This is a genomic window from Hallerella succinigenes (assembly GCF_002797675.1).
GTDB classification, from domain to species: Bacteria; Fibrobacterota; Fibrobacteria; order Fibrobacterales; family Fibrobacteraceae; genus Hallerella; species Hallerella succinigenes.
The window spans coordinates 1,041,636-1,060,613 of the sequence record NZ_PGEX01000001.1 but is presented as its reverse complement, the minus strand read 5'-3'; the positions used below and the strand labels follow the sequence as shown (position 1 = coordinate 1,060,613).

20 protein-coding genes and 1 pseudogene are annotated in these 18,978 nt (G+C 44.3%); 15 read left to right on the top strand and 6 right to left on the bottom strand.

Translation table 11 applies throughout. The annotated features are described in order from the left end of the window. Window positions 1-9: 9 nt before the first annotated feature. The 8 genes from BGX16_RS04740 to BGX16_RS04705 all read left to right on the top strand — a co-directional run bounded on the left by BGX16_RS04740 (window position 10) and on the right by BGX16_RS04705 (window position 9,611). Window positions 10-666 (top strand): DUF4391 domain-containing protein, encoded by a 657-nt coding sequence (locus BGX16_RS04740; protein ID WP_100425017.1) that lies wholly within the window; start codon window positions 10-12, stop codon window positions 664-666. Further along, window positions 638-2,662: a site-specific DNA-methyltransferase gene (locus BGX16_RS04735; protein WP_100425016.1), complete on the top strand. Its 2,025-nt coding sequence runs from the start codon at window positions 638-640 to the stop codon at window positions 2,660-2,662. Before BGX16_RS04740 ends, BGX16_RS04735 begins: the two co-directional genes overlap by 29 nt. Before the next feature lie 123 nt (window positions 2,663-2,785). Beyond that, complete coding sequence (locus tag BGX16_RS04730) at window positions 2,786-4,114, top strand: ATP-binding protein (RefSeq protein ID WP_100425015.1); 1,329 nt, start codon at window positions 2,786-2,788, stop codon at window positions 4,112-4,114. 15 nt (window positions 4,115-4,129) lie between these two features. After that, on the top strand, window positions 4,130-7,210 hold the full coding sequence (locus tag BGX16_RS04725) for a type III restriction-modification system endonuclease (RefSeq protein ID WP_100425014.1): 3,081 nt from the start codon (window positions 4,130-4,132) through the stop codon (window positions 7,208-7,210). Between the two features lie 210 nt (window positions 7,211-7,420). After that, on the top strand, window positions 7,421-7,792 hold the full coding sequence (locus tag BGX16_RS04720; protein ID WP_157797869.1) for a hypothetical protein: 372 nt from the start codon (window positions 7,421-7,423) through the stop codon (window positions 7,790-7,792). Beyond that, entirely contained in the window at window positions 7,792-8,145 is a 354-nt protein-coding gene (locus BGX16_RS04715; protein ID WP_100425012.1) for a hypothetical protein, read from the top strand. Before BGX16_RS04720 ends, BGX16_RS04715 begins: the two co-directional genes overlap by 1 nt. Window positions 8,146-8,163: 18 nt before the next feature. Next, window positions 8,164-8,526 (top strand): hypothetical protein, encoded by a 363-nt coding sequence (locus BGX16_RS04710; RefSeq protein WP_100425011.1) that lies wholly within the window; start codon window positions 8,164-8,166, stop codon window positions 8,524-8,526. 32 nt (window positions 8,527-8,558) lie between these two features. Then, window positions 8,559-9,611, top strand: a complete 1,053-nt coding sequence (locus tag BGX16_RS04705; protein ID WP_100425010.1) for a helix-turn-helix domain-containing protein — start codon at window positions 8,559-8,561, stop codon at window positions 9,609-9,611. Between the two features lie 200 nt (window positions 9,612-9,811). Here the strand turns inward: BGX16_RS04705 and BGX16_RS04695 are convergent, their stop codons facing one another. Further along, window positions 9,812-11,128, bottom strand: a complete 1,317-nt coding sequence (locus tag BGX16_RS04695) for an ISL3 family transposase (protein ID WP_157797854.1) — start codon at window positions 11,126-11,128, stop codon at window positions 9,812-9,814. 625 nt (window positions 11,129-11,753) lie between these two features. Between BGX16_RS04695 and BGX16_RS04685 the strand changes: the two genes are divergently transcribed. From BGX16_RS04685 to BGX16_RS04675, 3 genes are read left to right on the top strand one after another with little or no spacing between them, the layout of a single operon-like run. Further along, window positions 11,754-12,425, top strand: coding sequence for a DUF4417 domain-containing protein (locus BGX16_RS04685; protein WP_100425007.1), 672 nt, complete (start codon window positions 11,754-11,756; stop codon window positions 12,423-12,425). A gap of 1 nt (window position 12,426) precedes the next feature. Beyond that, the gene (locus BGX16_RS04680; RefSeq protein ID WP_100425006.1) at window positions 12,427-12,798 is read left to right on the top strand and encodes a hypothetical protein; all 372 of its coding nucleotides are present in this window, start codon (window positions 12,427-12,429) and stop codon (window positions 12,796-12,798) included. After that, on the top strand, window positions 12,798-13,082 hold the full coding sequence (locus BGX16_RS04675; protein ID WP_100425005.1) for a hypothetical protein: 285 nt from the start codon (window positions 12,798-12,800) through the stop codon (window positions 13,080-13,082). The genes BGX16_RS04680 and BGX16_RS04675 overlap by 1 nt, the downstream gene beginning before the upstream one ends. 6 nt (window positions 13,083-13,088) lie before the next feature. Here the strand turns inward: BGX16_RS04675 and BGX16_RS04670 are convergent, their stop codons facing one another. The 3 genes from BGX16_RS04670 to BGX16_RS04660 form a co-directional block, all read right to left on the bottom strand. After that, window positions 13,089-13,373, bottom strand: coding sequence for a type II toxin-antitoxin system RelB/DinJ family antitoxin (locus tag BGX16_RS04670; RefSeq protein ID WP_100425004.1), 285 nt, complete (start codon window positions 13,371-13,373; stop codon window positions 13,089-13,091). A 189-nt stretch (window positions 13,374-13,562) separates the two neighbouring features. Beyond that, on the bottom strand, window positions 13,563-14,402 hold the full coding sequence (locus tag BGX16_RS04665) for a nucleotidyl transferase AbiEii/AbiGii toxin family protein (RefSeq protein ID WP_100425003.1): 840 nt from the start codon (window positions 14,400-14,402) through the stop codon (window positions 13,563-13,565). Continuing rightward, complete coding sequence (locus BGX16_RS04660) at window positions 14,392-15,000, bottom strand: type IV toxin-antitoxin system AbiEi family antitoxin domain-containing protein (RefSeq protein WP_100425002.1); 609 nt, start codon at window positions 14,998-15,000, stop codon at window positions 14,392-14,394. The genes BGX16_RS04665 and BGX16_RS04660 overlap by 11 nt, the downstream gene beginning before the upstream one ends. Window positions 15,001-15,372: 372 nt before the next feature. Here BGX16_RS04660 and BGX16_RS04655 point away from each other — a divergent pair, with 372 nt between their 5' ends. The 4 genes and pseudogenes from BGX16_RS04655 to BGX16_RS15325 all read left to right on the top strand — a co-directional run. Beyond that, a complete protein-coding gene (locus BGX16_RS04655) occupies window positions 15,373-16,176 on the top strand; it encodes a hypothetical protein (RefSeq protein ID WP_100425001.1) in 804 nt (267 codons plus the stop codon). 98 nt (window positions 16,177-16,274) lie between these two features. Then, on the top strand, window positions 16,275-16,520 hold the full coding sequence (locus BGX16_RS04650) for a hypothetical protein (RefSeq protein ID WP_073302221.1): 246 nt from the start codon (window positions 16,275-16,277) through the stop codon (window positions 16,518-16,520). Window positions 16,521-16,618: 98 nt separating this feature from the next. Continuing rightward, window positions 16,619-16,714, top strand: coding sequence for a hypothetical protein (locus BGX16_RS15225; protein ID WP_420866607.1), 96 nt, complete (start codon window positions 16,619-16,621; stop codon window positions 16,712-16,714). A gap of 147 nt (window positions 16,715-16,861) precedes the next feature. Continuing rightward, window positions 16,862-17,074: pseudogene (locus tag BGX16_RS15325) on the top strand (class I tRNA ligase family protein); the annotation flags it as partial. A 379-nt stretch (window positions 17,075-17,453) separates the two neighbouring features. Here BGX16_RS15325 and BGX16_RS04635 read toward each other — a convergent pair. Together BGX16_RS04635 and BGX16_RS04630 are read right to left on the bottom strand one after the other, a co-directional pair. After that, window positions 17,454-18,293 (bottom strand): nucleotidyl transferase AbiEii/AbiGii toxin family protein, encoded by an 840-nt coding sequence (locus tag BGX16_RS04635; protein WP_100425000.1) that lies wholly within the window; start codon window positions 18,291-18,293, stop codon window positions 17,454-17,456. After that, window positions 18,283-18,891 carry a type IV toxin-antitoxin system AbiEi family antitoxin domain-containing protein gene (locus BGX16_RS04630; protein ID WP_100424999.1) on the bottom strand — a complete coding sequence of 203 codons (609 nt, stop codon included), beginning with the start codon at window positions 18,889-18,891 and terminating at the stop codon, window positions 18,283-18,285. The genes BGX16_RS04635 and BGX16_RS04630 overlap by 11 nt, the downstream gene beginning before the upstream one ends. Between the last annotated feature and the right edge of the window lie 87 nt (window positions 18,892-18,978).

The following is an 18,978-nucleotide window of genomic DNA, read 5'->3' as shown; positions in this document are numbered from 1 at the left end:
GATTTATCGATGTTTGGATTTCCTGTAGATTCTGAAATTAAAAAGATTGTGGCAAAAGATGCCCTGCTGGGACGCGTGGGAATGCTTGCACCGGCATCTACATCTCAAAAGGCGACTTTTAATGAGGATATTGCACAAGTCGTCATTACAAACGTCGTTTCTACAAAGAGCTTGCCCGTAGCAGCGGGCGCCCGCGTAAAGGGCTTTTATGTGGCTCGGGTCTCGATGAAGCGAAAACAGTTCAACCCGAAGAATGTGGAAACCCTGCTGCATCGCATTGGACAAAAGAACATTCTTCTCGCTTTGAGCTATGGCGATGTGGTCCGTTTTGCGCTGAAGTATGACGAACATATCGTGGTATCAAAGGATTGGGTGCTGGCCGGGGAATTTCGCTTCAGCTTTAGCGGCCTCAATCTGGATGATGTTTGGAACGGAATTGTGAAACAGGTGGCGGGCAACCTTTGGAGCGATGCCTTGAGTGTTGCCGAGAACTTGGATATTCAGGAACACATCGCCAAGTTGCAGAAAGAAATTGCGAACCTTGAAAAGAAGGCTCGCTCCGAAAACCAACCCGCCCGCAAACTGGAATTTTTTAACCGCAAACGAGACTTGGAATCTCAACTTACGGAGTACCAAAATGGAAAAAGCAACCATGCACAGCCTTGATATGGTAAACGAAAACATCAAGAAAATCGGGTGCCTATTCCCGGAATGCATCACCGAAACCGTTGACGAAAATGGCAACGTCAAGGCCGCTATTGACTTTGAAAAATTGCAGGAAAACCTGAGCCATGCCACCATTGGCGAAGGTGAAGAACGCTACCAGTTTACTTGGCCCGGCAAGCGCGAGGCTATCCACAATGCGAATGCCCCCACCAACATGACGCTGCGCCCCTGCAAAGCGGAATCTGTAGATTTCGACAACACGGAAAACCTTTACATCGAAGGCGACAACCTTGAAGTTCTCAAGCTGCTCCAGGAAAATTATTTGGGCAAGGTCAAGATGATTTACATTGACCCGCCTTACAATACGGGCAACGACTTCGTGTATAATGATGACTTCAAGGAAGATACGGAATCATTTCAGTCCAAGAGCGGAATGTATGACGAAGACGGAAACATGCTTTTGCAGAACTTCGAGAAAAATACCGAAAGCAATGGCCGTTTCCATACCGACTGGCTGAACATGATGTATCCGCGTCTGAAGATTGCAAGGAATTTGCTGAGTGATGACGGGGTGATATTTATTTCCATTGATGATAATGAACAGGAAAATTTGAAGAAAATATGTGATGAAATATTTGGGGAACAGAATTTTCTAAATAATTTTGTTTGGCTGAATAAACCAGAAGGACGTCAAATCTCGGGAGTTGGTGCTGCTGGTACACATGAATATATTTTGCTTTACTCAAAAAATAATACGAAACAGACTGTTTATAATTTAAGTGCTAATTGGTTGCAACAAATAATGCCATCTTCTTATAATGGGATTAATGCGGATATAAAAACCGATGCAAAGGGAGCCTATATAATAACACATGAATTGTATAATGGAAATTCTAAATTTAATGAAGAAACTCGTCCAACACTTGTATTTGATATTTATTATAGAGAAACGGATGGAGATATAAAAATAGAAGCTGTTTCTGAAACTCATATACACAGCGGATATGTTAAAATTCCACCTCATCCATGTAATGATGGCGTTCATAAATATCACGCTTATCGTTGGAGTAAAGAAAAAATACTTCGAGAGTCAAATGATTTGGAATTTATAAAAAAAGATAATTCGTTTAAAATTTATTCTAAAAGACGTGATTTTGATTATACAGCTGTTAAAGATATCATCACGGATATTTATACTACAAACGGAAATAAAAATATAAGAGATTTAGAAATAAAAGGATTTGATTACCCAAAGTCTGTTGAATTGTTGATTTTTTTGATGAAAATGGTTACCACTTTTTATCAAGATGAAGAAGGCGAAAGTGTAAAAAAAGTGAACAATTCAATTATTCTCGACTTCTTCTCCGGCTCTGCTACAACCGCCCACGCTGTAATGCAACTCAATGCCGAAGATGGTGGCAAACGCAAATTTATCTGCGTTCAGCTCCCCGAAGCGACTGCGGAAGATTCCGAGGCCTATAAGGCCGGCTACAAGAACATCTGTGAAATTGGCAAGGAACGCATCCGCCGTGCAGGTAATAAAATCAAGGAAGAATTTGGCGAAAAGGCGAAGGACCTCGACATCGGTTTCCGTGTGTTAAAACTTGCCGATAGCAACATGAAGGACGTATATTACAGCCCTGCAGAAACAGATTCCGCAGACATTTTTGACGTAAACAACGTCAAGGAAGACCGCACTCCGCTCGACTTACTTTTCCAGGTAATGCCCGAATGCAACCTGCCGCTCTCCAGCAAGATTGAAGAACGCACCATCGAGGGCAAGACGGTCTATTTCGTGAACGGCAATTACCTTGTTGCCTGTTTTGACGAAGGAATCACCGAAAAACTCATCAAAGCGGTCATTGACGTTCCCGATAGCGAAAAACCTTACTATTTCTATATGCGTAATCTCGGTCTCGAAAGCGACAAGGTTCTCGACAACTTCGAACAACTCTTTGTCCACTACAGCCCTACCACCAAACGCAAGGTTATCTAGCTGAACATTTTGCGAAAATGATTGGTTCTTGCTTAAACATTTTGCGATTTATGTAGTTTTACAACTAAAACATTTTGCGATTTCTGTAAAATGTGTGTATTTTAGGCAAAAAAGAGGCTAGAAATGATCTTTAAACGTAAGATGTATGCAACCATGCTCCAGTGGAAAAATAAGCGTCCCGGAAAAACGGCCTTGCTATTGAAAGGGGCTCGCCGTGTTGGCAAATCTACTCTGGTGGAAGAATTCGCGAAAAGGGAGTATAAATCCTACATTCTAGTGGATTTTTCAAGAAAATCCAAGGAAATCGACGACCTTTTTAGCAACATGATGGATTTGGACTTTTTCTTCTTGCGTCTGCAGAACATTTTCGGGGTATCTTTGCACAAGCGTGAATCCGTCATTATTTTTGATGAAGTGCAGATGCAGCCTCTGGCAAGGCAGGCTATAAAGCATTTGGTGAAGGATGGTCGTTACGACTATATCGAAACCGGCTCCCTATTGTCGCTGAAGAAAAACATCAAGGGAATTGTAATCCCGAGTGAAGAACATGCCGAAACGCTTTATCCCCTTGATTTCGAAGAATTCTACTGGGCTATCGGAAACACGGTATCTCTTGGACAGATGCATGACGCTTTCATGATGAAGCGGCCTATGGGCGAGGCAGTGCATCGTCGCTGGATGCGAGACCTCCGACTCTATATGCTGGTTGGGGGTATGCCACAAGCGGTAGAAGCTTATCTTCAATCGAATGACATGAGTGCGGTGGATGAAGTCAAACGTGGAATTCTTGAAATTTATGAATCGGATTTTTTCCGTATTGATCCGTCTGGCCGTGCGTCCAAAATTTTTTCGGCAATCCCAGCCCAGTTGAATAGCAACGCATCGAGATATCAGTTCGGAAAGACTATCAAACGACAAAGTTCAGATAAGACCAAAGAGCTGATTGCAGAAATAGAAAGTAGTAAGACGGTGACAATCGCTCATCACGCGAACGACCCTCAAGTAGGCATGGGAATGTTCGCTGATTTCAACGTTTACAAGATGTTTCTTGCGGATACAGGCCTGTTTGTAACTCTCGCTTTTAAGGATAAATTATATACGGAAAACGAAATTTATAGAAAACTACTTTCAGATAAGTTAGAGTCCAATATGGGCTATGTCTATGAAAACCTTGTTGCACAGATGTTGAAAACGAAGGGCTACGAAGTCTTCTATTACACATTCCCTACGGAAAATAAGCACAATTACGAAATTGATTTTCTTCTTACCAAGGGCAAGAAGATTGTTCCTATCGAAGTAAAATCGTCCGGTTACAAGACTCATAAATCCCTTGATATGTTCTGCGAAAAGTTTTCGTCGCGGATTGGCGAAAGAATTTTGCTTTATACGAAGGATTATCAAAAAGATGGTCCCGTAACATGCCTTCCCATTTATTACACACCTTTTCTCTAGTGAAACTGTAAACAAATGAAATTCAAGTTCAAGATTCAGCAATACCAGACCGATGCTGTCGAAAATACCGTAAACGTTTTTGCGGGGCAGCCTTGCTACGACAATACCGTTTATCGCCGTGACTTGGGTAAGCGCAAAGGTCAAGTAAACGTATTCGATCAGGACGATGCGGGCTTCCGTAACCACGATATCGAACTTTCCGAAAGCGAACTGCTCGCAAACATCCACAAGTCGCAGGATATCTGCGACATCAAGCGCTCTGCAAGCATCGTAAAGTCCGGCGTGGAAGCTTGCCGCCTCGATATCGAAATGGAAACGGGTACAGGCAAGACTTACGTGTATCTCAAGACCATGTTCGAACTCAACAAGCGGTATGGCTGGAGCAAGTTCATAGTTATTGTGCCGAGTAAGGCGATTCGCGAAGGCGTTTATAAGAGTTTCCAGACGCTTGAAGACCATTTTATGGAATATTACGGCAAAAAGGCCCGCTATTTCATCTACAACAGCGACCATTTGCAGCAGATTGATTCCTATTCGAGCGATGCCGGCATCAATGTAATGATTATTAACGCCCAGGCGTTTGCATCATCGTTCAACGAAGAAGATTACAAGAAGAAAATTGCCGAAGGCAAGAAAATTCCCGAAGCGAACAGAAAAATTTTTGACAGGCGCGATGAATTCGGGAGCCGTAGGCCCATTGACGTGCTGGCGGCAAACCATCCGATTGTCATTCTGGATGAACCTCAGAAACTTGAAGGAACTGTCACCCAGAAGACCATGCAGGCGTTCAAGCCGCTGTTCATCTTGAACTACTCCGCAACGCATAAGATCCAGCACAATCTCATCTATGCCTTGGACGCTCTTGACGCCTACCGCCAAAAACTCGTGAAGAAAATTCAAGTCAAGACACTTACTGCAAAAAACTTGGCGGGAACGGCTGCGTACCTGTATCTAGACGATATTATCCTAGATCCGAAAAAGGCTCCTGTTGCAAAAATTCAACTTGAAGTCAAGAAGGGTTCCGGAATCAGCCGGGAATATCGCAAGTTTGAATATGGCGATAAGCTTTCCGTTGCTAGCGGGACCAATGCGTATGACGGTTTCACCATTGCGGAAATCGATCCGCTCGCAAACCAGGTTGTTTTTACTAACGGTAAAGTAATTTACAAGGGCCAAGTCGTAAACGATACGGATGCAAAGACGATGCAGCGTTTGCAAATCCGCGAAACCATCGAAGCCCACTTCAAAAAAGAAGAAGAGCTTTTCAAGAAGGGAATCAAGTGCCTTTCGCTGTTTTTCATTGATGAAGTCGCAAATTACAAGAGCTATGAAGGCGATGACGAGGTCAAGGGTTTCCTCTGGAAAACGTTCGAAGAAGAATACAACAACATTGTTTCTGAAAAACTGACTTTTTTCGATGACGATTATCAAAAGTATCTAAAAGGGATTACTGCCGAAGATACGCATAAGGGATATTTCTCTATCGACAAGAAAGGCCACGCCTGCGATAGCAAGGCCGAAAAGAAACTGGACGGAATGAGTGATGATGTTTCCGCTTACGACCTTATTCTAAAAAATAAGGAACTCCTGCTCAGTTTTGGGAATCCCGTGCGGTTCATCTTTAGCCATTCCGCGTTGCAGGAAGGCTGGGACAATCCGAACGTGTTCCAAATTTGCACGCTCCGCCACGCTAGTTCCAATGTCCGCCGCAGGCAAGAGGTGGGGCGTGGGTTACGCCTTTGCGTGAATCAGGATGGTGATCGCCAGGATTTGGAAGTCTTGGGTGAAAACATCCATAACCTGAACAAACTGACTGTCATTGCCAACGAAGATTACGCCGCATTTGTAAGTGGTTTGCAGTCCGAAATCAGGGAAGCGCTTCGCGATAGGCCGACGCTGGCCAACAAGGATTACTTCTTCGGGAAATCGATTGAAATGGTCGGTGGTGAAAAGCATACGCTTTCAGATGCCGAAGCAAGCCTTGTATTTGCATACCTTTACAGCAACGATTATGTCGATGAAAAGGGGCGAGTCACCGAAAGATATAAGATGCACAAGGATGCCGGAACGCTTGCTGCGATGGGTGGTAAACTGGCCGGAATGGAAACTAGCATTCATAAACTCGTGCAGGCGACATTCGATACGGAACTTGCGCTCGAAACGATGGTTGAAGACGGAAATGCGACCGAAGTTCCAGCAAGCGTCTTGAACGCGAACTACTACAAGCAGGAATTTCAGGATTTGTGGAAACGCCTGAATCACAAGTATGTCTATACCGTCGATTATGACAGTGCAGAACTTGTGGAAAAGGCCGCCAAGAGTATCAATGACAATTTGATGGTGAGTGAACTGACATACGTGATTACCGAAGCCGACCAGACCGGAGTTGATGCGTTCGGTGCGACAAAGACTGTCCGCAAGAAGGCTTCTACAGTATCTTCATCAACGGTAAAATATGACCTAGTAGGTGAAATAGCCGAAGGCGCGAAACTTACCCGCAAGACGGTCGTTGAAATTTTGAAAAAGACCGAAGGCAAACTGTTCATGTTCCGCAAGAATCCCGAAGAGTACATCAAGAATGTGGTGAAGCTCATTAAGGAACAGAAAGCGACCATGATTGTGGAACACATCGGTTATTCTGTGATTGATGGAACATACGATAGCGATATCTTTACCGCCGAAAAACACGCCACGCTAGACAAGGCGTTCCTGACGGAAAAGCATATCACCGACTACATTTTTACTGACGGCTATGCTAAAAAGCCCGAAGATAGCGTAGAAGCACGCTTCGCAAAGCAGCTTGAGTCTGCCGACGAAGTGGCCGTGTATGCAAAACTCCCGAAGGCATTCCAGATTCCGACTCCGGTGGGCAACTACTCGCCCGATTGGGCCATTGCCTTCAAGAAGGATTCCGTGAAGCACATCTTCTTTGTCGCCGAAACCAAGGGCAGCATGGATTCCATGCAGCTCAAGGCCATCGAAGATGCCAAGATTCACTGCGCCGAACGCCTTTTCAACGAAATCTCGACCGAAGACGTAAAGTACCACAAGGTCGCCAGTTACGAAGATTTGTTGAAAGCCATGGAGGCGGTGTAAATTTGAATGTTTTTGAAAATTTACGTTACAAAATGACAAAATATGTTATATTTGTAACGAGCGGATTGCGGTAGCAGTCGCAATTCCTGATGCACGCAAATGCCGAATACTGTTGTCCAAGCAAGGCTGAGGTCCTTTAAGACGACTGTTTCGGCGAAGTTTAACCTTAACCGAAACGACCCAAACAGGGGACGTGTTAAAGGAGTTTGCATGTCGAATGCGAAAGAGATATACTCGGAAGCGTCGAAGTATTACTGCGAAACGAAGGTTCCGTCAAATCCTATTGACCTGGCTCGATATAATCGGGCCAAATTGAGGGAAAAGGAATTTAACGAGAATTGGAAAAAAGAAAAGGTCAATATCGTTGATATTGTAAATCAATACGCTCCGAATGCAAAAGCTTACGAAAACGGATATAAGTATTATTTCGAAGGGGCAGATAACATTGTGATGTGCGATATGGTCGCTGGATATTTACGAATAAAAAATAAAGCAACTGAGCTATTTTATATGATGGATGGAACGTTGACAGGTTCTAACGAGGGGACTCACTTCAAAATCAAACGCAAGGAGGAAATGTAATGTGGGTTGTTTTGTTTCTAGACTTAGATAATCTGGAGTATTACGGTTATATACCAGAAATTCCTGAAGACCGTGAAAGTCGCGTCGAAATATATCGTTTCGATATTCCGAGAGAATATTGGGATTGTTTTGAAAAAGATTTCATAAATCCTGTAGATGGACAACTCGATGCGTTAATTGATATTGGTGATGTAGATTTTCTCAATGCCGACAAATGCAAAAAAATAATAGAATGGCTTGATGACAGATTGACTAAACCAACCCCACCCGTTCTGAAACCATTCTATGAAAAATTGCGAGAATATTCATTCCGTGCTGTAGAGTTAAATACAGGCGTTGAAATACAGTTGTAAACGCAAGGAGGAAATGTAATGTGGTTCGTTTTGTTTAAAACGTTAGAAGGCGTTCCCTATTATGGAGACGAGCCTGATGTTCCTGAACCGTTACCGGACCCAAGAGTCGAAAAGTATGACTTTGACTTCGGTGCAAATTTAGAGATTTGGCATCAATTTAAAGATGATTTTGTGAATCCCGTTAATGATTTATGTGGTTCCTTGCTTGACTTTGGGGATTGTGATTATTTTGATATTGAAAAATGTGCAAAACTAAAAAATTGGCTAGAAGAACGCCTTGCCGTGAATGTTTCTGATTCGTTCAGGCCGGCATATGAAAAATTGTTGGATTACTCATCTCGAGCGATCGTGCTAAAAACAGGTATTCTTGTGCAGGTTTAATAGTTATTTTTTTTGCTGCGGGGGCAAAGCTTATGGACTCATTAACAGACTTTCCAGTAAGGTTAAAAAATGCTCGCCTGATGAAAGGCTGGTCTATGGACGAACTCTGTTCGCACATGGTACCACCTGTCACTAAAATGACGATTTCCAGATTCGAAAAGGGCGAACTCAAGCCAAGTCCTACGCATTTGAATGCTTTGGCAGATGCGTTGGATTTGCCTTGCGGCTATTTTCTTCGACCCTTGAAATTTCAGATGGAGACGGTTCGTTTCCGAAAGAAGGAACGTGTTTCTGGGAAAATGGAAAAAAGGATTGAACAAGTTGCGTCCGATTTAATAGAACGTTATATCGAGGTGGAAGAAATTTGCGGGGCACGCTGTGAGGAAAAATTTAGAAGATATGATGTCGCAAACTTTGAGGATGCGAGAAATGCTGCCCGAAGCCTTAGAATAGAATGGAATTTGAAGGACGGATGCATTGGCAATGTCATTGAACTATTGGAAAAACATGGTGTTATAGTCATTGAGTTGGACGCAATCCCTGATTTTGATGGCTTGAGTGCCTGGATTAATGAAACATATCCGGTAATAGTGCTTGCAAAAAATGATTATCCAGAAAGAAAACGGCTTACGTCATTCCATGAATTAGGACATCTTTTGCTGAATACCGATACCTCCGCTATGACGCAAAAGGAAATTGAAAATATATGCAATAGTTTTGCAAGTGAAATGCTTCTTCCTGAATCAACCCTAAGAAAAAATCTTGACTCAGGCAAGAAGGATTATACCTTTTATGACATTCGTCCGATTCAAAAGGAATTTGGGATCTCTTTTGACGCGATAATGCATAAGCTGAAGGAATGCGGAATCATAAGTGAAAAACGTTATGCCGGCTATCGAATCCATAAAAATCAAAAGCCTAGTTATAAAGCGTTTGTCGAACAATCATGTTGGCACGAAGAACATTCCGATCGGCTTTTCCGGCTTATTGGTGCAGCTTTGGAAAAAGGGCTGATAACTATTTCTAAGGCGGCTTCTCTACTTGGAAAAAACATCGACTTTGTTGCAAGGGAATTTGCATTCTAATGGAGAAACGCTTTCTCATAGACGCGAATTTAATTCGCGATATGCTTTCTGTATGCTCGCTGAAAGCGTTGCTTTCTATGGAATGCGGATTCTGCACGACAGATGGTGTGTTAAGAGAATTGAAAAAGATTGTAGCACCGGAAATTTTTGATAGAATAAGGAACTTTAATAAGAGGCATCATCAATATGTGTGGTAGCATTTAGGCAGCCTTGCTAGATGATTCTCTCGATTCCGATTCCCATTCGTAGGCTATCTTTACATCGACATAGGAACAGCTCAACATTATCAGCGACAGCATGTTGTTCATGTTCCTGAAGCCATAGGCAGTCCGTATCAGTAGCTTTATCTTGTTGTTCGTCGCCTCGATCCTTGCGTTTGACACGCCCAGCCTGATTGTGTTGAGGATTCCGTCGTAGTTACGCTTGATCTTTGCGTACAGATCCTTGACTGAGCCGATGCGTGAGTGGCTTGCACGCCACAGCCACCTGTCCAGATTTTCCCTGGCATCGTCATAGCCCATCTTCAGGATGATGCGCAGTTCCTCCTTGAGCTGGTATGCCCTGTAGAGACGCGGATAGCGGCTTGCTATGAGTTCTATTTTTCTCTGCTGGCTTTCGTTAAGGTTCTCTGGAGCCTTGCCCAGAGCGTACCTGGAGTTCTTTATCCCCTCCGCGGTGCGGTCCTTCGGGACGCTATCCTTCGTGGGCCTGCCTCGGCCCCGTTTCTGATTGCGGTTTTCCTTGCGGGCCTCCTTCCAGGTTTCCACACGGACCTTGTCCAGGGCTTCTGTCGCCCACTGTACGACATGGAAGCTGTCCACGCACCGTTCGGCATTGGGCAGGAACTCCTCGATGCTTGACCTTATCCACTTGGCTCCGTCACAAGTCACAAGCTCCACGCCCTTGCGCTGCTCTTCGCTGAGTTCCCTCATGAAGAGGTCCAGCACCTCCTTCCCGTAGCCCTCGTGGACCCAGATCACGCAGCGCCTGTCGTGATCCACTACCACCGTTATGTACTTGTGCCCTTTCTTGTAGCTGGTCTCGTCGATGCCTATGCGCCTGAAGATGCAGCCTGCCTTGATCGGCCTTGTGTCCAGGCAATCCCATACGCGGTCGGCAATTTCCCCCACGGTATTCCAGGCGATGCGTAGCTGCTTTGCGACAGCCTTTTTCGACATGCTGCATACGGCCCATGCGACCTGCTGCTCGAAGGCGTCGGTGAAGCCTGACCTGTGGCTTGCCCACGGCACCTTCACCGTTTTTACGCCGCATTTCTTGCACTTCACCCTGTAGGTGTCCATCCTGATGAAGCCCATCTTCGTGCCGAGATCGAGCGTCCGCCATACCCTCTGTTCCCGGCCGTTGTCGTAGAGCTTCCCTTTTCGCCCACAACAGCCGCACCTGCTGGCGTTGCCCTTGGTGAGTCTTACCGTGATGGTGACCGTGGTGTCGGTTTGCTCCTGCTTGACGACTGAACAGCCGTTGACATTGAAGATGGATTTGTATAATTTTGACATGGGCTTTTTCTTCTGTTTTTTTTGGCGATTAAATTTTAGAAAATAGCCCATTTTTTTGTTTGATTTAGGCGAAAGTCAACAAAAAAAGGGTGGCGAAGCCACCCACACATGTTGATGAAGAGCCTTTAATAAACTAAATATTGTTGGCTTGGATGAGTCTTCAACTGACGAAGTTCTCTCTTTTTATGATTCAGTGTCAAATAAACTGACGTATACCGAGGCGGAGTTCATTTTCTATGCGAAGGAAAACGACTGCGTGATTTTGTCTAGCGATCGTAATTTTTTGAATATCGCAAAGCAACATGTTCCAAAGGTATACAATCTGCTACAAGTCTTTGAAAGAATGGTCGGGAAGAAGATCTTAGACTATTCCCAGGCGGTTGAATGTTTGGAAGATATTTTGGGAACAAATCATTGTTTGCCCAAAGAGGAATGTGCGAATGTGTTAAAAAAATGGAAGGGTAAATAAAAATGCCGGAAAGCGGTAGCAGCCGCCCCCGGCAAGTCGCTTGTTGAATATTGCTATCCAAACAAGGCTGAGGGCTCTTTAAGATAGCAAATTCGGCAAGCAAAAGGCAACCTGGAGTACTTTGTTGAGGACTCCGCATCTTAGAGGTTTTGAAAAATGGTCAAAAACCTGGTCGATTTGCTGAAAGTTTCCGAAGAATACATCCGGTATTTGGAGCGCAAAGAGGTAAAATTTAACAGCAAGGGTTTCCCTTTGCTGCGCAAAGAGATGTTTTTGGATGAATATCCTGAACTCGTTCTTCCATACGATTTTCGCAAAAACATCCTTGTGACGGATCCTAAAAAGACACTACTTTGCTTTTATTGCGGGGATAAACGCATTTATCCCAGACTTAAGAAGGTGCTTAAAGATATTCCTGAGTACAAGCGTTTTTTAGGAGTTGTCACAATAGATATAACCGTTACCAGTGATATGGACGAGGAATGGCAAAACGCAATAATGTTGCTGCATCAGTTGTTTATGGCTGTTTTGGCGGTAAACGGGGTGAAGGTTGTGGCGAATCTCCGGACCGGCGATGCCCGTTCAGCAGAAAACCTAAACAACATGCCTAAAGGAATTATGTGGGCCGCTGGATTCCTCGGATGTGCAGAAGAAGACCCGCTAGACTTTCGTTTTATCTCGAGTACCTTGCGAGTGATGCCGTCTAAATTGGTTGTTTATGGCCCGGAAGATGAGATTGCTTTGGGAAAACTCAATATGATGGGCTTTGATTACCGCGTATATGACGATTATCACAAACTGAGCAAGAAGTATAAGCGGAGTGCATAAAATGAAAAGTACATACAAACTACTAGGTGTATTTTGGGATGGAAAAGAAATCGTCGATATCAATTTTGCTGTAGTCAGGAAATGCCGGGATATTCTTGATTATCGTTATGTACGGGAATTGTTTGACGTAAACAACTATGTTCGAAAAATTAAGGTAAGTGAACTTCTTAAAGCAAATCTAGAGAATGACGCCAAGGTAATTATCAATCAGTTGCGGCATTGCGATAAAATTGTCGGAGTGATTGATTATTTTCCTCGCGTCAAGAATGCTGTTTTACGAAGATTTGTTCGGAAACGAATATTGCAGGTGCTGAACTATCTGCGGAAAGAATTGCCGAACGCGAAGATTTGTGTGAGCCGAAAAGTTTGGTGATGACATTTTTTAAAAATTGTGTTAAGGATAGTGACCTTGCCCGCGACTGGCGTTCCGTTGTCGGTGACGACGATGCCGCTACGGTCTTTTTTTTTCACTCTCCGCAAAACATAAGCGACTCAGCAATCCCCACGAAAATCAGGAACGGAAGAACCTTCAACAACAGGGTAATGGCGCAGGTATCTCCTGCGCCTTCTTCCTATTTCTTGAACAAATCGCTGTGCGAACCTGTTCGCGTCAGCGTCAATATGAGCGCATCGCCCGAAATTTTGATGTGGTTTTGATTTCCATTAATCGTCCAGGATGTCCTTGATCATTGCTTTCGCATTTTTATAAGACTTTGCCTTGCGTTTTCCTGACGCGATATCGTTTGCTTCGGCTATGGCGGCGATAGTCTCGTCGTTGGGAGTGTCAAGGGCAATCTCGAACGGGATTTTGCGGAGACGGACGACCTGTTTCAAGAATACGGTTATTGCCGTGCTCATGTTCATCCCGAGCTGGTCGAACAGGGTTTCGGCTTGCGCTTTGAGCTTGGAATCTATTCTTGCGCTGATTGTATGCATTGTGGTTCCCATAAAGCGCTCCTTTTTACTAAAATTTATATAAAAATTAGTAAAAGAACGATGCAGTGTATTAAATCTTATTCATATTTACCCGCCACAGAGCATCAAAGACGCCACAATTCCCACGAAAATCAAGAACGACAGCACTTTCAACAGCAAGGTGATGGCGCAGGCGTCTCCCGCGTCGCCAGCCCCGAAATGTTAGAAAATACAATCAAGAATCTCTTTGCATGCTTCAATTGTCGCTTCAAACGAGATGCCTTTTGCAAACGAAGATTTTTTTGCGTAATTCTTCCAGCGAGTTTGAAAAATGTCGCTCTTTGAAATTTCTTCTAAAACCAAAAGAGATTTTTCTTTTTCAAAGGGTGTTTTGCGGTATTGGCATGTTGTTTCAAAAGATTTCCTCAAATCAGGAATGCTGATTTTACGCCATTGTAATTGATGGATAATATAAATGTCGTAATAGTCTTTGCACCGGCTATTGAGCAATCTTCGGAACAGAATAGTTTGAAGTTTTTCTGCAACAACTGTTTCTAGGTTGTATGCTCGGAACGCAATGGTTTCATTGCTGATGAGGCTTTGGTAGGAATATTCAATATCTTTTGGCGTAATAGGATCGCCCGTGGCGACATCGACATGGAAACTTTGTCTGACGTTCTCTAGGTGCCCGGTCAAAAGAATGGAAAATCCACCATAGGCATCTTCGTCGCGGATAGGAGAAATGTCGCTTATTTCAAAAGTGATAGAATCGTCGGCATCGATTGCGATGATGTCAGTGAAAATTTCCCTCAATCTATTCTCGTCCATAGATTCCCTTCTCAAAAGAAAATCTATGTCGGTGGTGTAGCGGTTCTTTACGCCGAGCAATGTGGCGAGATAGAATCCGCCTTTGAAAACGAATTTGTCTGCGTGTATTGACTTTGCGAGTCTTGAAATGAAAGCGTCAAAAAAGAACGATACCAGCAGGACGTTGGCGTGGACGTCCATTTCTTTGGAAAGATTGTTGATTCTTGCTTGCAGGGAGTTCTTGTTAATCTTCATTCAATACCACCGTCATAAGTTCCGCCACCTTGCTTTCTATTTTCAAAGCCTGTGCATAGCGGAGAAGATTGTGGGTGTTCTTGTCTTTTGACTTTGCGTAAAGTTTGAGTGCCTTGCCGTAAATTTCCGCATCGATTTTTTGACTGCTTTTAATGATGTCGCAAATCGTTCGTTCCATATCGTAGCATTCTACCAGATGCCCAAGAGATGTCTTTATTTTGCAGATTCCCAATTTGTAGGTTTCTTCGTGAGAATCCGTGTGGATGGTGACGGATGGGTTCGGTGAGAATGGTCGGTAGTTCTTGGGGCCGGTCACTTCGAAATAATCTGGGAGCTGGTCCGTTAGCCCATGCAAGAATAGTGCTGAAACGTATGAAAAGATGAATCTGGGATACTTGTATTGAAAAACAAGGTAATCGTCCCGGATCCATTGCTCCTGGGCGTAAAAACCCTTGTCTACTTTGACAAGGCCTTGCTTTCGCACGAAGTCAGTCAAGAACCACGAAGGAATCTTGTGGTTGTCAACTTGTTTTCGCGTGATATAGCCGCTGTTCGCGTTCAGCATTTTTTCCAGTTTCTTTTCGTTTGTTTCTTGCATTTCGAACTAAATGTATAACAAAATGGTTGAAAATGCAAGTTTTTTATCTTTTTGTCCGCCACAGAACATTAAAGACGCCACAATCCCCACGAAAATCAAGAACGACAGCACTTTCAACAGCAAGGTGATGGCGCAGGCATCCCCTGCGTCGCCAGCCCCGAAATGTTAGAAAATACAATCAACGTTGAAATAAAAATCATCGCAAGAGAGCAAGAGCGAAAGCCCGTAGCATCTAGGGAGAAAAATAGTATAAACAATTCAAAGGATTATGGACAGGCGGATGAAATACGCTGAAAATCATAAAATGTCAAAAATTGACGCTAAAATGGATGTATCTTTCCTGTGTAGGCTCCAAAACCACAGGAGGTCCCGATGAGCGTCGTCATTTTGAGATGGAATCCGGAAATTTCCAGCTACAGCATGAACCGTTTCAAGAATGCCATGGAAGAAGCGCGAAATTCGCAAAACTACATGCTGAACTGGAGTGTGTGGGAGCACGAAAAGGTTCACTGCGGGGACCGCTTCTTTATGCTTCGTGTCGGCAAGGGGAAAACCGGCGTGGTCATGAGCGGAAGGATCGTGTCCGACCCTTATCATGACGAAGACTGGTCTGGCAAGGGCCGGATGACTTATTATGTGAATATACAGCCCGATTTCTTGGTGGATACGGAGCGGGGCGTGCATCTCAGTATTCGGGATCTCGAAAAGGCGTTCCCTCGATATGTATGGAAAGAGGGGCATTCGGGGATGGTGCTGAACGACTCTCTCGGGACGAAATTGGAATGGTTGTGGGTCAATTTTCTCTATAATGCTTTTACTGTCTCTGCGAAAAAGAATTTTGCTTCTAATTTGTGTGAAACAAATACGGAAAGCGTCCCTAAAACATATCATTACAGCATGGTAGTGCCTCTTCAACTGGATCTTGTGAAGAAAAAGGGTGCTGCGTGTGAAATCTGCGGTTACGATTACGAAAAGGTTTTTGATTTGACGTTCTTAAATTACGGTGGTGTTCAAAACATCTATTACTTTTTTCCGAGCAAGCGCCCGGTAAAAAATGTTCGTCAGAATTTCCACTGCATTTGTGCCAACTGCAGAAACATATACAACGACCTCCGCAACGACACCAACGATGGGGAACTGCTGCCCTTTGAAAGCTTGGCTAAGTTAAAACGATAAAAAGCTCGCATAATCGATCAAAAGGGAATGGATTGTATTTTGTGTGAGGCATCCAGCCAATTTTTGCAAAAACTTATATTTGTTAAGGCGGTGTAACAATGAACAAAGTCCTTCCTTTCATCCTTGACTACTACGATCGCGAAGTTTCGCAGATGATTAGCAAGAAGTACGGATTCCCGATTATGGATGCGTACAAGAAGTTCATGTTCTCGAAGACTTATGAAATGTTGAGCAATCCGGAACTCCAGATGTGGGACTTCAGTTGTTTCGGAATTTTCGACATGTGGGAAGCTGAACAAAGAACGGGCGACCCGCGAGATTCCATTTACATTAGGAGATGCTAATGGCTAAAGAAATGGAATTTTTCAGTTTCTTGATGGAGCAGTATGCTGCTTATAAAGGAACACCGCGAATAAAATTCTGCTCAGCTTGAAGAAAAAAACTGACTGATTTTGTTTATAGCATGCACGAACGATACCATGCCGAAGCATTGGAAAATGCTTTTGACGATATAGATCGTTTGCTTCAAGATAAATAAATTCTCTTTTTCCGCATCCCGCGTTAGGGATAGTGACCCCTTGGGGCCGAGACCGTGGGCTCGGTTTTAGGTGGCGGGCGACGAGTGCCGCGACGGAGTGCTTGCACACCGGCATGGCCGAGCCGAAGCAGATGGCGCTTGCGCCACTTCTTCAAGAAGGGAACCGATATCGAGCTCAAGCAGATCGTGGCGAAGATGAGTAAGTCCCTCAAGAATGTCGTGAACCCCGATGATGTGGTGCGCGACTACGGTGCCGACAGCCTTCGTTTGTACGAAATGTTCATGGGTCTGCTGGACGCTGTGAAGCCGTGGCAGACCAAGGGCATCGAAGGCATGAACCGCTTCCTCGGCCGCGCCTGGCCCGAAGCCGACCACTCCAAGGCCGTGGAAAACACCGTGGAAGTCGTGTTCCTGGTGAACGGCAAGGTCCGCGCGAAGGCCTCTGTCGCGAAGGACATGGACAAGGCCGCTTTGGAAAAGCTCGCCATGGACAACGACCGAGTGAAGGAATTTACCAAGGGCATGACTGTCGTGAAGTCCATTGTGGTCCCCGGCAATCTCGTGAACATTGTGGTGAAATAAGTTGTTGGGAGGGGAAAGCCTTCCCCTCGCTTCAGCCCCGACCCCGCCCTTATAATTACGCCCACTCATTTGAGTGGGCGTCTTTTATATAACCCGCCCTGGTCGGGTCTTCCGCTACCCCTTCGCCTAGTGGCTCCGCCCCTAAGACCCCGAAATGCTAGAAAATGCAATCGAGAATCTCTTTGCAAGATTCAACCGTTGCTTCAAACGTAATGTCCTTTGCAAAGGATGCCTTCCTAGCATAATTCTTCCATCGAGTTTGAAGAATGTCGCTCCTTGAAATTTCTTCTAGAAGCAAAAGAGCTTCTTCTTTTTTAAAAGGCGTTTTGCGGTATTGGCAAGTTGTTACAAAAGCTTTCTTCAAGTCGGGAATGCTGATATTCTTCCGTTGCAATTGATTGATGATATAGATGTCGTAATAATCTTTACAACGGCTATTGAGCATGCCTCGGGAAAGAATGGTTTGAAGTTTTTCTGCAACGACTGTTTCCAGGTTATATGCTCGGAACGCGATGGTTTCGTTGCTGATGAGGCTTTGGTAGGAATACTCAATATCTGTCGGAGTGATTGGGTCGCCCGTAGCGACATCGACATGGAAACTTTGTCTGACATTCTCTAAGTGCCCTGTCAGAAGGATGGAAAAACCGCCGTAGGCATCTTCGTCGCGTATTGGAGAGATATCGGCTATTTCGAAAGTTATTGAATCGTCGGCATTGGTTGCAATGATGTCGGAGAAAATTTCTCTCAATCTATTCTCGTCCATGGATTCCTTTCTCAGAAGGAAATCTATGTCGGCAGTATAACGGTTCTTTACGCCGAGCAATGTGGCAAGATAGAAACCGCCCTTGAAAACGAATTTGTCTGCGTATATTGACTTGGCTAATCTAGAAATGAACGCATCGAATAAGAATGATATCAGCAAGACGTTGACATGGACGTTCAATTCTTTGGAGAGGTTGTTGATTCTCGCTTGCAGAGAGTTCTTGTTAATCTTCATTCATTACCACCGTCATAAGTTCCGCAACTTTATTCTCTATTTTCAAAACCTGCGCATAGTGGAGCAGGTTGCGAATGCTCTTGCCTTTTGACTTTGCGTAGAGTCTGAGCGCCTTGCCGAAAATTTCGGCATCGATTTTTCGGCTGTTCTTGATGATGTCGCAAAGTGTTCGTTCCATGTTGTAGCATTCCACCAGATGCCCAAGCGAAGTCTTGATTTTGCAAACCCCAAGTCTGTAGGATTCGTCGTGGGAATCCGTATGTATGGTGACGGAAGGCTTCGGAGAAAAAGGTCGATAGTTCTTGGGGCCGGTCACTTCGAAGTAAGCCGGAAGTTGGTTCGTCAGTCCATGCAAAAAGAGTGCGGAAACGTGCGAAAAGATGAATTTGGGATATTTGTATTGAAACACAAGATAATCGTCCCGAATCCATTGTTCTTGGGCGTAGAACCCCTTGTCTATCTTAACAAGACGTTGCTTTCTCACGAAATCGGTCAAGAACCACGAGGGAATCCCGTGGCTATCAACTTGCTTCCGCGTGATATAGCCTCCGTTCGCGCTCAGCAATTTTTCCAGTTTCTTTTCGTTTGTTTCTTGCATTTCAAACCAAATATATGATAAAATGGTTGAAAAGGCAAGTGTTGCTGTTTTCGGTGAAATCTCTACCGTCGACGATGCAGAACTCCC

What these genes read in the sequence shown, in the direction of transcription:
- BGX16_RS04740 (WP_100425017.1), top strand. Translation starts at nt 10, where the DNA reads ATGTTTGGATTTCCTGTAGATTCTGAAATTAAAAAGATTGTGGCAAAA.
- BGX16_RS04735 (WP_100425016.1), top strand. Translation starts at nt 638, where the DNA reads ATGGAAAAAGCAACCATGCACAGCCTTGATATGGTAAACGAAAACATC.
- BGX16_RS04730 (WP_100425015.1), top strand. Translation starts at nt 2,786, where the DNA reads ATGATCTTTAAACGTAAGATGTATGCAACCATGCTCCAGTGGAAAAAT.
- BGX16_RS04725 (WP_100425014.1), top strand. Translation starts at nt 4,130, where the DNA reads ATGAAATTCAAGTTCAAGATTCAGCAATACCAGACCGATGCTGTCGAA.
- BGX16_RS04720 (WP_157797869.1), top strand. Translation starts at nt 7,421, where the DNA reads ATGTCGAATGCGAAAGAGATATACTCGGAAGCGTCGAAGTATTACTGC.
- BGX16_RS04715 (WP_100425012.1), top strand. Translation starts at nt 7,792, where the DNA reads ATGTGGGTTGTTTTGTTTCTAGACTTAGATAATCTGGAGTATTACGGT.
- BGX16_RS04710 (WP_100425011.1), top strand. Translation starts at nt 8,164, where the DNA reads ATGTGGTTCGTTTTGTTTAAAACGTTAGAAGGCGTTCCCTATTATGGA.
- BGX16_RS04705 (WP_100425010.1), top strand. Translation starts at nt 8,559, where the DNA reads ATGGACTCATTAACAGACTTTCCAGTAAGGTTAAAAAATGCTCGCCTG.
- BGX16_RS04695 (WP_157797854.1), bottom strand. Translation starts at nt 11,128, where the DNA reads ATGTCAAAATTATACAAATCCATCTTCAATGTCAACGGCTGTTCAGTC.
- BGX16_RS04685 (WP_100425007.1), top strand. Translation starts at nt 11,754, where the DNA reads ATGGTCAAAAACCTGGTCGATTTGCTGAAAGTTTCCGAAGAATACATC.
- BGX16_RS04680 (WP_100425006.1), top strand. Translation starts at nt 12,427, where the DNA reads ATGAAAAGTACATACAAACTACTAGGTGTATTTTGGGATGGAAAAGAA.
- BGX16_RS04675 (WP_100425005.1), top strand. Translation starts at nt 12,798, where the DNA reads ATGACATTTTTTAAAAATTGTGTTAAGGATAGTGACCTTGCCCGCGAC.
- BGX16_RS04670 (WP_100425004.1), bottom strand. Translation starts at nt 13,373, where the DNA reads ATGGGAACCACAATGCATACAATCAGCGCAAGAATAGATTCCAAGCTC.
- BGX16_RS04665 (WP_100425003.1), bottom strand. Translation starts at nt 14,402, where the DNA reads ATGAAGATTAACAAGAACTCCCTGCAAGCAAGAATCAACAATCTTTCC.
- BGX16_RS04660 (WP_100425002.1), bottom strand. Translation starts at nt 15,000, where the DNA reads ATGCAAGAAACAAACGAAAAGAAACTGGAAAAAATGCTGAACGCGAAC.
- BGX16_RS04655 (WP_100425001.1), top strand. Translation starts at nt 15,373, where the DNA reads ATGAGCGTCGTCATTTTGAGATGGAATCCGGAAATTTCCAGCTACAGC.
- BGX16_RS04650 (WP_073302221.1), top strand. Translation starts at nt 16,275, where the DNA reads ATGAACAAAGTCCTTCCTTTCATCCTTGACTACTACGATCGCGAAGTT.
- BGX16_RS04635 (WP_100425000.1), bottom strand. Translation starts at nt 18,293, where the DNA reads ATGAAGATTAACAAGAACTCTCTGCAAGCGAGAATCAACAACCTCTCC.
- BGX16_RS04630 (WP_100424999.1), bottom strand. Translation starts at nt 18,891, where the DNA reads ATGCAAGAAACAAACGAAAAGAAACTGGAAAAATTGCTGAGCGCGAAC.